The organism is Bacteroides sp. AF39-16AC (assembly GCF_003602735.1).
Taxonomy (GTDB): domain Bacteria; phylum Bacteroidota; class Bacteroidia; order Bacteroidales; family Bacteroidaceae; genus Bacteroides; species Bacteroides uniformis.
In genome coordinates, this window is record NZ_QTLN01000005.1 from 1 (window position 1) to 12,122 (window position 12,122).

9 protein-coding genes are annotated in these 12,122 nt (G+C 46.7%); 8 read left to right on the top strand and 1 reads right to left on the bottom strand.

Going from position 1 to position 12,122, the window contains the following annotated elements:
- Positions 1-189: 189 nt before the first annotated feature.
- The 6 genes from DW039_RS06650 (at position 190) to DW039_RS06675 (ending at position 7,442) form a co-directional block, all read left to right on the top strand.
- Positions 190-3,585, top strand: coding sequence for a TonB-dependent receptor (locus DW039_RS06650; RefSeq protein ID WP_016272490.1), 3,396 nt, complete (start codon positions 190-192; stop codon positions 3,583-3,585).
- A gap of 22 nt (positions 3,586-3,607) precedes the next feature.
- Complete coding sequence (locus DW039_RS06655) at positions 3,608-5,293, top strand: RagB/SusD family nutrient uptake outer membrane protein (protein WP_008662805.1); 1,686 nt, start codon at positions 3,608-3,610, stop codon at positions 5,291-5,293.
- Between the two features lie 208 nt (positions 5,294-5,501).
- A complete protein-coding gene (locus DW039_RS06660; RefSeq protein WP_008662802.1) occupies positions 5,502-6,116 on the top strand; it encodes a hypothetical protein in 615 nt (204 codons plus the stop codon).
- 110 nt (positions 6,117-6,226) lie between these two features.
- Positions 6,227-6,583: a hypothetical protein gene (locus DW039_RS06665; protein WP_034529289.1), complete on the top strand. Its 357-nt coding sequence runs from the start codon at positions 6,227-6,229 to the stop codon at positions 6,581-6,583.
- Between the two features lie 106 nt (positions 6,584-6,689).
- A complete protein-coding gene (locus DW039_RS06670; protein WP_008662800.1) occupies positions 6,690-7,130 on the top strand; it encodes a nucleotidyltransferase substrate binding protein in 441 nt (146 codons plus the stop codon).
- A 3-nt stretch (positions 7,131-7,133) separates the two neighbouring features.
- The gene (locus tag DW039_RS06675; protein WP_005824948.1) at positions 7,134-7,442 is read left to right on the top strand and encodes a nucleotidyltransferase domain-containing protein; all 309 of its coding nucleotides are present in this window, start codon (positions 7,134-7,136) and stop codon (positions 7,440-7,442) included.
- 148 nt (positions 7,443-7,590) lie between these two features.
- Here the strand turns inward: DW039_RS06675 and DW039_RS06680 are convergent, their stop codons facing one another.
- Complete coding sequence (locus DW039_RS06680) at positions 7,591-8,214, bottom strand: HU family DNA-binding protein (protein ID WP_008662797.1); 624 nt, start codon at positions 8,212-8,214, stop codon at positions 7,591-7,593.
- Between the two features lie 371 nt (positions 8,215-8,585).
- On the opposite strand from DW039_RS06680, the gene DW039_RS06685 reads away from it, so the two are divergent.
- Positions 8,586-10,679, top strand: coding sequence for a BT4734/BF3469 family protein (locus tag DW039_RS06685; RefSeq protein WP_008662795.1), 2,094 nt, complete (start codon positions 8,586-8,588; stop codon positions 10,677-10,679).
- A gap of 230 nt (positions 10,680-10,909) precedes the next feature.
- Positions 10,910-12,076 (top strand): exo-beta-N-acetylmuramidase NamZ domain-containing protein, encoded by a 1,167-nt coding sequence (locus tag DW039_RS06695; protein ID WP_034532683.1) that lies wholly within the window; start codon positions 10,910-10,912, stop codon positions 12,074-12,076.
- Positions 12,077-12,122 lie beyond the last annotated feature (46 nt).

The following is a 12,122-nucleotide window of genomic DNA, read 5'->3' on the forward strand; positions in this document are numbered from 1 at the left end:
AAGTTCCGTCTGGACTTGGCAAACAAATAGAAAAACAAGAGATAATATAAAGTTATAAACCTTTAAAAAGAGAAAATGCCTATGGAAAAAGAAACAATCCTGCAAGTTGAATAGTCTCACTATTCGGTCCTTATTACCCTTACCCTAAATTTAAGAAGTATTTAATTAACAACAAATCATCAATCATTTATGAATGAAGATCACAAAAAACGAGGACTAACACATAGCAAACTCCTCACAGCAGTGGCAATCAGCTCACTGTTATTAAGCAGCGGCAACGTGATGGCTGCACAAGCCAATCCTGATAATTCGCTTGGCGTAACAGAACAATTACAAGCTATCACTATCAGCGGTTTAGTTGTCGATGCAGCCGGCGAACCGATTATCGGTGCCAGCGTAGTAGAAAAAGGGACTACCAACGGCGGAATTACCGACTTAGACGGTAAGTTTACATTGACCATAACACCGGGAGCAACACTAAAAATATCATTTGTGGGCTATCAGACACAAGAAGTGAAGGCAGCCAAAACGATGAGAATAACTCTGAAAGAAGATACCGAGATGCTGGATGAAGTAGTAGTAGTAGGCTACGGTGTACAAAAGAAGGCTAACTTGACAGGAGCAGTTTCTACAGTGGACTTAAACAAGACAATGGCAGGTCGTCCACAACAAGATGTAGCCAAAGCATTGCAAGGGGCTGTTCCGGGACTAAGCATTCTCACCACAAGTGGTGCCATCGACGAGACAGCCTCCATGCGTATACGTGGTTTGGGGACATTGAGTAATGGAGAAGTCAGCAATCCACTCATTGTAGTGGACGGCGTTCCGATGGATGACATTTCTTTCCTCGATACGCAAGACATCGAAAATATTTCCGTACTGAAGGACGCTTCCGCTTCCTCCATTTATGGAACGCGCGCCGCTTTCGGTGTGATTCTAATCAATACCAAGAGCGCAAAGCCTAGCGAAAAGGTTACCATCAATTACAGCAACAATTTTGCATGGGATCAAGCTACTTACCTGCCGGACTATCCCGATGTACCCACACAATTAAAGATGGGTATCGAAGCCAGTATGAACGGTGGTGCCGGTATGCCTGAATTGTTCGGTATGTATTTCGACAAATTGTTACCTTACGCCGAAAAGTGGCAGCAACAGAACGGCGGCAAGACCGGCTACCGTCCTATGAACCTCTACCAAAGCGATAGTAACGTGGGTGACTATATCGTATTGGACGGCACTCCTTTTTATTATGCTGACTGGGATGTACAGGACATCTACTTCAACAAAGCTGCTCCTTCCATGAGCCACAATGTTTCTATACAAGGAACATCTGGTAAGACCAATTACTACCTATCTTTCGGCTACAACGAAAAGCAAGGACAGATGAAGATTCACCCGGACGAACTAAAAAAGTACAATGCCTCAGTCAATGTCACCACTAATGTTTACGACTGGCTACAGGTGGGTGCACGCATCAACTATAGTCGTAAGAACTATAAACGCCCGGACACATGGGCCAACACCTACCAATATTTGTGGCGTTGGGGTTCTTATTTCATTCCTTCGGGCACAATCGACGGCTATGACACACGCGTCATGGCCATGCAGAAGCAAGCTGCCGATCGTGAAGTGACAACAGACCTGACCCGTATGAACACCTTCTTGAAAGCTGAAATCGTTAAAGGACTGACCCTTAATGCAGACTTTACATATGCCATTCAGAATATGAACAGCGGTTCGCAGGACAACTCCGTTTACGGCATCAATTGGAGCGGGAAACCGGTACCCTCTTACATCGTCACTAAAGGCAATAGCGGTATCTGGAGAGACTTTTCCAAACAGAACACATGGACGGCCAACGCATACGTAAACTATACCAAAACATTTGCCAAAAAACACAACCTGAATGTAATGGCAGGTGTCAACGCAGAAGAAGAGGAATACAAATATCTGTATGGTACCCGCAATGTGATGTACGATCAAGAGGGATACCCCGAACTGAATATGGCTGGCAAGGATGGACAAGATTTGAGTTGGAATCATACATCCCGCGCTTCTGCCGGTTATTTCGGCCGTATCAATTATGACTACAAAGGCATTTATTTATTGGAACTGAACGGACGTTACGACGGTTCTTCCCGTTTCCCCCATACCGACCAGTGGGCCTTCTTCCCTTCTGCATCCATCGGCTACCGCTTCTCCGAAGAAGCCTACTTCGCCCCACTGAAACATATTGTCAGCAATGGTAAGTTGCGTGCTTCTTTTGGCGAAATCGGCAACGAGGCTGTGGGCGACTACATGTTCGAACAATTAATAAGCCAACGGTTGAACAATAAAAGTACCGGCTATATCTATTGGATTGAAAACAATAATGCCAACGCTAATCTCCTGACCATGTATAACATGCCGGATTTGGTATCAAGTACTTTGACCTGGGAGCGTATCCGCACCCTCAATATAGGTCTTGACCTGGGTCTCTTGAATGACGAACTGACTATAGGTTTCGACTGGTTCCAACGTGAGAATCGTGACATGCTGGCACCGGCACAAGTATTGCCGAACACTCTGGGTGCTTCTGCTCCTTATGAAAATGCCGGTACCTTACGTACACGTGGATGGGAGTTGAACTTGAACTGGCGCCATACCTTCGGCGACTTCGACGTATATGCCAACTTCAACATCGGTGACTCCAAGACTAAAGTAACAAAGTGGGACAATGATTCCAAACTGCTCAGCACCTATTACACCGGTAAAACCTACGGTGACATTTTCGGTTTTGAAACCGACCGTTACTTCGAGGAAAAAGACTTCACCAGCCAAAATGCAGACGGCTCATGGAATTATGCAAACGGCATTGCAAGCCAGGCAGGACTGGAATCCGGTAATTTCCATTACGGCCCGGGAGACGTCAAGTTCAAGGATTTGGACGGCAATGGCAAGATTGACGGTGGAAAAGGCACAGCAGACGACCACGGCGATTTGAAAGTCATCGGAAACTCTATGCCACGCTACGAATACAGCTTCCATTTAGGCGGAGCGTGGAAAGGTATCGACCTTGACCTCTACTTCCAAGGTGTAGGCAAACGTGAGGACTGGACGACTTCTTCCCTAAACCTTCCCGCCATGGTACATGCCGACGTAGCCATCTATTCCCACCAAACAAGCTATAACAAAGTGCTTTGGAATTCAGACTATACCGCCATTACCGGTTATGAGGTAAATCAAGGCAACCGTTATCCACGTCTTTATCGTGGTACAAATAATAGTGGAGGTACCGTATCCGGTATAGCTAACGGCTGCAACAACTACTATCCCCAATCCCGCTATTTGACAGACATGTCCTATCTTCGTCTGAAGAACGTAACTGTGGGATATACCCTTCCGAAAGAGTGGACACGCAAAGCCTACATTGAGAAAGCACGTATCTACTTCAGTGGCAGCAACCTCTTTCTGCTCCACAAAGGGAATGACCTTCCAGTCGACCCCGAAATCAGTACAGGCAATGGACTTACAGCCGGTGGATGGGGACGTATAGCTCCTATTACACGCACATTCTCATTTGGAGTCCAGGTAACATTATAACAACCTCAAAAACTTAAGAACAATGAAGAAATTATTTATATATGGGGTCACAGCGCTGGCGATGTTAACCGGTTGCAACGATTTGCTGGACAAATCCCCCTTGGATACCTTCACGAATACTCCGGCATACTGGAGCAACACCGATAATTTGGATAATCAGTGCAATACTTTTTATAACAACTTTACCGGCTTTGGCAACGGAGCCAGTGGAGGATGGTTCTACTTCAAAACAATAAGCGATGACCAGGTAGATGCAGAAAGCCATAACTGGACTTACACTAACGTGGTCGCATCTTCCACAAACTGGTCAGCCCCTTTCACAGAAATCCGACGCGCCAACTATATCATTGCCGGTGTACAGTCTTCCTCTCTTGATGAAGCAACAAAGGCCCACTATGAAGGTCTTGCACGCATGAACCGTGCGTGGGAATACTATCAGTTGGTCCGTATGTACGGCGATGTGCAATGGATAGACAAAGTTATCGACCCAGCCGACAGCGAAGCCCTCTACGGACCACGCACCGACCGGGATGAAGTGATGGACCATGTGCTGGCAGACATCAATTATGCGTGCGAACACATTACCGCAAACAGCAATCGGCAACGTTTCAGCACCGACATGGCATATGCCATGAAAGCAGACATCACCTTATATGAAGGTACATACTGCAAATATCGCACTCAAGCCGAGAATGGCAAAGCCGCTGATGAGAGCCGCGCCAACAAATACTTGCAAGAATGTGTATCAGCCTGCGAATATCTTATGGCCAAAAACTACTCTCTAAGTAACAGTTACAAAGCCAACTATAATTCTGTCAGCCTGGCAAGCAATCCGGAAATGATTTTCTACAAGCCTTATGCACAAAGTTCGCTAAGGCACTCCACCATTGACTACACAATCAACACAAGTGGTACGCACGGCATTTCAAAGGACGCATTCGACAGTTTCCTTTTCCTTGATGGAAAACCGTTGGCAACAACCTCGAAAAACAAGGACGATGCAGCCGTATTGGATGCAGACAAAAATTACTCTATAAGAGAGGTTTTGGCCGTACGCGACAAGCGCCTGTCCGAAATTCTTGACCCGGTACTTTCTTTCAGAGGCCACGCCTACAGCCGTGCCGGTGTAGCAGCCTTCACCACATCGACCGGTTATGGCATCGCCAAGTATGATAACCCCGAAGAATTGAGTGTAAGCGACCGAAACAACATCGGCTACCAATACACCGACTGCCCGCTCTATTGGATTTCAGTTATTTATCTGAACTTTGCAGAAGCCAAAGCCGAAATGGGTTCTCTCACACAAGACGATCTCAACAACTCCATAAACAAGCTTCAAGCTCGTGCCGGCCTGCCGGCTATGACAACTACTCCAGATGCCGATCCTGCCAATAATATGGGAGTAAGCAATCTGATTTGGGAGATACGCCGCTGTCGCCGTTGCGAACTGATTATGGATAACTGGTACCGATATTGGGATTTAATCCGTTGGCACCAGCTCGACAAATTGGATTCAACCAAGTACCCGAACACCATGTTGGGCGCCAACGTAAGCAATGTGCCTGACTGTGAAGAAGCGACCAAGAACGGATATATAGATGCCTCCGATGCACAAATCCGTACTTATGAAGCCAAACATTATTTCTACCCGATTCCAACTACACAGTTGACCCTAAATAAAAACATGAAGCAGAATCCGGGTTGGTAATCAACTAAAAACAGCATATCGCGCTGTACCTCGTTTGGATTTAATTAAAGCGTTCATACATTCCATGTATCTAAATACAAATGTATGGACGCTTTTGTTATTCCCTTTAAAAGGTGTATAGAAACACGAATAGCACCTTCTAAAAGGAACCATAAATCAATATCATATACTTTCCCTTCGTTCATAACATACTAACAAGAAACATATCATGAAAAAGAAGAACATATTTTTCGTACTACTAATCTGCTTCATCAATAGTAGTTGCAACAAAGAAGAACAAACAGACGAGTTACAAGATAAGGATTTCTATTCTGATGTCACAACACGTGCTTCCTACATAAGCGGTACTATTACGGGCGAAATGAACCCCTATGTTAGTGATGGTTACTACACTTATGATTTAAGTATTCCTATACAAAAACAATCTGTAGGTATAAGAATTTCAGCAGTCGGTGGAGAAGCACGATTCAAAACAAACTACCAAGAACGATTCGAGAGTACATGGGTAACCCAAATTCCAGCAGGAAAAAACCATTTTCCAATAAATGTATTATGGACTAAAGCAGGTAGTAATTCTACCCTGATGGTACGTCCTGAAAAAAGTACAATCGAACTTACCGCAGATCTAAGAAACATCAATGTCAAAATGAAACCTATGCCAATCAATGCCCCTTCAACATTTGAATTGGGAGATACGATAACACTTTGGTGCAATTATTCCATAAACAAAGATACGGGCATAAAGTGGACTTACGATAAAAATCTATTCGCTGAAATCTCTCAAAGTGCATCTGCTACAACAGTAGTAAAAGTTTCAGTATAAAAGACCAACCTCCCGGTTCGAGTGTACAATGGAGTACTACCGGAGGGACAAACCCACAAAACTACATAGGAGATGTTTATACTTGTAAAAACATTAGTTCTACCATTACAATGCCCAGATTATACGCAACTATAGTCTTACCCTCTGGATTCACAATAGAAAAAGAAAGCTATCTCAGACTTTTCAATCCAAATGCTTCTTTTGAAAAAGGGAATTTAGTTCCAGACCAAATCGATGCTGTCAATGCAAATATCACTGTAAGTTTAATGGGATATCCAAATTGGGCCACTAATTTTACTTGGTCATCGACAAACGTCTCTGAAATTTGCATACAAGGGCAATCATGGACATGTATTTCTTACAACTCTTTTGAAGTATGGGATAATGAAGTAGAGATTAAAGTCGCATATCAATCACCTTGTGGGGACTGGTATGAAGTCAGTGAAATGTTCCCAATCGTTCATTAATGATAATACTATAACATATCGCCCTCACAAGCGAAAAAGCACCCGTCCATTTGCTCGTTACACAAAAGAAGCTTATATTTGCTTACCTAAAAAACAAACAGCTATCATGGTACAGCAAGACATACGATGGATACAGCGTTTTTCCAACTACCGCAAGGCTTTAGCCAAATTAAGCCAAGCCATGGCAATCATGTCCGAACAATTAGCGTTCAACGATGGAGTGGACGAATTATTGCAGGAAGGCATGATACAGCGTTTTGAATATACCCACGAACTGGCTTGGAAAGTGATGAAGGACTATGCCGAGTATCAGGGGTATACCGACATCCGCGGCTCCCGTGATGCCATACGCAAAGCCCTTGAAATGGGATTGATTGATGACAAGCAATGGATGGAGACTATAGAAGCCCGAAATCTGACATCGCACAATTATGACAACGATGTAGTCTCTGAAATCTATGAAAACATCACAAACTTCTATTTCCCCCTATTCTGCAGATTTGAAGAGAAAATGCAATCCTTGAATACACCATCCTTATTCGATTGAGCTATGTACGGATTGACCGACAATGAACTGGAAAAGCTATGCAATCTCTTCCGGAAACATGAAGAAATAGAGCAGGCTGTTTTGTACGGCTCACGAGCCAAAGGAAATTTCAAGCCTTTTTCCGACATAGACATCACGCTGATGGGAGACAGACTTACGTATAATACTTTAAGCAGCCTTTCCGATGAAATAGACGACCTGCTTTTGCCTTACAGCGTAGACCTTTCCATCTATGGCAAATTAAAGAATGCCGACCTTTTGGAACATATACACCGTATGGGAATACCCATATTCAGCCGCCCATCAAACTAAACTAAATTTCACACATCCACCCTCACCACCCTCACCTTTCGCACGCATCGCCCTATTCATCGGCATTCAAGAGGTGGGTGAGAGCAAATTTAAAAAGTGAGGGCAAAATTTGCCCTCACCACAAGATTTCTTCGTTCAAAGTTATAAGTCACTCATTCTTACCGTAATATCCTGAAACGGGTACATAAATCGGTTGCAGCATTGTTCCCTCATTCTTCAACTTTCCTTCGGTGCGCAGCCGACGGATATGCCGCATGGCAGTAGTACGCATCATGCCGCAAACGCTTTGAAAGTCATTCCGTGTCATAAAAGGGCGAGTGGCGAAATAGTTGGTCAGCCGACGGTCTATCTCTTTATCCGTCAGTTTAGCCGAATGCTCGTTTGCCTTCAAAACCTTTGCCTTGATGGTACCAATTTCATTTTTCAGTTTCTGGTCGGCACGAAATTTCACACCCGCCATCTTCACCTTCGTCAACTTACGCTTGGTAGCAGCCACTACCGGTTCGGTCGTGGTGAGCGACACGCGAAAGTAGCCGATGCCGTCGAGATGCACCTGCCTTCCTTCGGCAAGTTCCCTGCCCATGACGTGCGACACAGCATCGAGCACAGCCGTCACATCGGTTTCTGTCAATGAGCAACGTGCCTGGATGTCCCGCCGCAATTCATCGGTAGACCTGCTCCCATTTAGGCGGAGACGGGGATGAAGGATTTTATCTTCCGGAGATTTGTCGTACGAGTCCGGATTCTCGTACCAATCAAACAAAATAGCCATAGTTCAAACTGCGTTAAAGGGTTACATTATACGATAAAGCACTGCACGGAACACGTGCGAAGTACGTACGCAGTCTGTTGAAGTACAAAGGTTATATCACAGCCCAGCCCGTGAGCAGAACCGTTCACTGTAGTGAGCTGCTCCGTTCACTAATATGAACAAGAAAGACCACTTTAGTGGACTGTTCATAAACTCTGGTGTAAAAGTAGACAAAACTATGGGGATAAGCAAAGAAACAAACACCTTTTATAAAAGAAACATATAGACATTCCACCCCAAAAAAGAAGCCAATCGGAAAATAATCCTTGAAAAGCTTGTATCCCCCCCTTTCCCGGCGTATCTTTACAAGAATATTACATACACGATAAAGAATGAAAATCACACTGATCAGAGAGGAACGCGAAAGCGGAAAAGAGGCCGTCAGCACACAAGAAACGGACATGTTGATGGAAAAGCTGAAAACCGAGAACAAGACCGGATACATTACGGAGCTGCGTAGCATCATCCCGCATTTGAAAGGGACCAACGCCCGATATGAGCATATCGACAGACTGCCGCGTCTCTATCCCGCCGTAGAAATGACCCGCACCAAAGCAGGAGAACATCGGATAAAGACCTACAACGGGCTGATACTACTGGAAGTAAACAATCTGGCCGGGGTGGCCGAAGCCGAACTGGTGAAACAACAAGCCGCCCTGCTGCCGCAAACCTTTGCCGCCTTCTGTGGCTCCAGCGGACGAAGCGCCAAAATATGGGTACGCTTCACCCTGCCCGACGGAGGGCTTCCAAAGAATGAAGACGATATCGCCTTATTCCACGCCCACGCCTACCGCCTGGCAGTGAAGTGCTACCAACCCCTTCTCCCTTTCCCCATCACCCTCCAGGCTCCTTCACTCCTACAAAGCTGCCGGATGACCGTGGACGAACAGCCCTATTATAGCCCCACCGCCGTGGCCTTCTGCCTGGAACAGCCCTGCGCCCTGCCCTCGGAAGACAACTACCGCCAACGGAAACAGCAGGAAAGCAATCCGTTGCTGAGAATGACTCCCGGCTACGAAGTGGCGGACACATGCAACCTGCTCTTCGAGGCCGCCCTCGACCGCGCCTTCCGCGATTTGGACAACTGGCGACAGGGCGACGACCTGCGCCCGCTGCTGTCCCGCCTTGCCGAACATTGCTTCAAAGCCGGCATTCCTGAAGAAGAAGTGGTGCGCCAGACACTGATGCACTACTACCGAGAGGCAGACGAACCCCTTGTACGCCTGACGCTGCATAACCTTTACGGGGAATTGAAAGGCTTCGGCACCCGCAGTAGCCTAAACAAAGACCAGGAAACAGCTTTCCGGCTGGAAGAGTTCATGAAACGCCGCTACGAATTCCGCTACAACACCGTGCTTGGCGACTTGGAATACCGGCAGCGCGACTCCATCCACTTCTACTTCCAGCCTGCCGACCAGCGCGTACGCAGCAGCATCGCCATGAAGGCACTGAAAGAGGGAGTACGTGTGTGGGACCGCGACATCACCCGCTTCCTGTCTTCGGACTACGTGCCGCTATACAACCCCATCGAAGAATATCTCTATAACACCGGACGCTGGGACGGCAAAGACCGCATCCGCGCATTGGCCGACCTCGTGCCCTGCCACAATCCCCACTGGAGGGAACTGTTCTACCGGTGGTTTCTTGGCATGGTGGCACATTGGCGGGGAATCGACAAACAGCACGGCAACAATACCTCGCCCCTGCTCGTAGGTCCGCAAGGTTACCGCAAAAGTACTTTCTGCCGTATCCTATTGCCACCGGAACTGCGTTTCGGCTACACCGACAGTATCGACTTCAAGAGCAAGCAGGAAGCGGAGCGCAGCCTTGGCCGCTTTTTTCTGATTAACATCGACGAATTCGACCAGATAAACGCCAATCAGCAAGGCTTCTTGAAGCACCTCCTGCAAAAACCGGTTGCCAACCTGCGAAAGCCCTACGGTACCACTATTCAGGAAATGCGCCGCTATGCCTCCTTCATCGGGACCAGCAATCTGAAAGACCTGCTGACCGACCCGTCGGGAAGTCGCCGTTTCATCTGCATCGAAGTGACCGGTCCTATCCAGACAAACGTCACTATCAATTATCACCAGCTCTATGCCCAAGCCATGCACGACATCATGAAGGGTGAACGCTACTGGCTGGACGACACTGACGAAGCAATCGTAAAGGAGTACAACCGGGAATTCGAGCGGGTAGACCCATTGGAAGAACTTTTCCTTTGCCATTTCCGTGGCGCGGAGGAGAGCGAAGAAGGCGAATGGCTCACAGCCATGCAGATTTTCAACGACCTGCAACAGAAAACGAGGGATAAGTTGGCCATCAACCGGATAGCAGCTTTCGGGCGCACGCTCCGCAAGCTGGACATCCTCAACAAGAAATCGAACCGGGGAACACTTTATCATCTGGTAAGAATAGAAGAATGAACCGGCACTCCCACCGATTGTACCAAAGTGAGGGCAAACTTGGCCCTCACTCTTTTTATAAAAAGTATTTCCGTACGCAGCTGATGCAGTTCAACCATTATTTAATAAGGTGAACAGTTGACTATTTGCAAATTATGATTGATAATACTAAAAATACCCAAATAAGTGTTTTTGATATTAAAATAAAACGTATCTTTGTTGCAAACAACGTCCTCCTTAATAATACTATTATGAAGAAACTGCTGCTTTTAGCCTTTGTGCTATGTAGTTCTTTACTGTGCCGGGCACAAGAAGAACGAGTTATTTTAGGTGATGAACAGACTTCCGAGTATTTTCCAATCCTAAAAGATAAACGAATTGCCATATTCTCCAATCATACTGGAATGATAGGAGACAAGCATCTGCTGGACATTCTGCTGGAAAACAAGTTCAATGTAGTAGCCATTTTCTCCCCTGAACACGGTTTCAGAGGAGATGCCGACGCAGGCGAACACGTGTCCAGCTCGGTAGACAAGAAGACCGGAGTACCTATCCTCTCGCTGTACGACGGGAAATCCGGAAAACCAAGCGAAGCATCCATGCGCAAGTTTGATATCCTTGTGGTAGACATCCAGGATGTAGGCCTGAGATTCTATACTTATTATGCCTCTATGTGCCGGCTGATGGACGCTTGTGCAGAATACAACCGCAAGGTGCTGATACTGGACCGCCCCAATCCGAACGGACACTACGTGGACGGCCCGATACTGGACATGAAATATAAATCCGGTGTAGGTTGGCTGCCGATTCCCGTGGTGCACGGCATGACGCTGGGCGAACTGGGCCTGATGGTAAACGGCGAACGCTGGTTGCCGGCGTCACGCACTTGCGACCTGACCGTCATTCCCTGCAAGAACTATACGCACCAGACCCTATACAAGCTGCCGATTCCCCCGTCCCCCAATCTGCCGAACATGAAGTCCATCTATCTGTACCCCTCGACCTGCTATTTCGAGGCCACTCCGGTCAGTCTGGGAAGAGGAACCGACCTCCCCTTCCAGGTCTACGGGCATCCCAACATGACGGGCTACAGCTACAGCTTCACCCCGCGCAGTGTTCCCGGAGCCAAGAATCCGCCCCAGCTGGGCAAGCTTTGCCACGGCGTGAACCTGAGCAACATGAGCGACGAGGAAATCTGGAAACGCGGTATTGACTTGAGTTACGTGATAGACGCTTACCGGAATCTGAACATGGACGACCACTTCTTCCGTTCCTTCTTCGAACTGTTGATAGGCACCGACTACGTGCGCAAAATGATAAAGGAAGGGAAGAGCGCCGAAGAAATCAAGGCAAGATGGAAAGACGACGTAGAGAAATTCAAGGTACAGCGCAAGCCCTATCTGCTCTACGAAGAATAAAGACATGTACAATTCACTATTTACAATGTACAATTTCAGAGAAGGT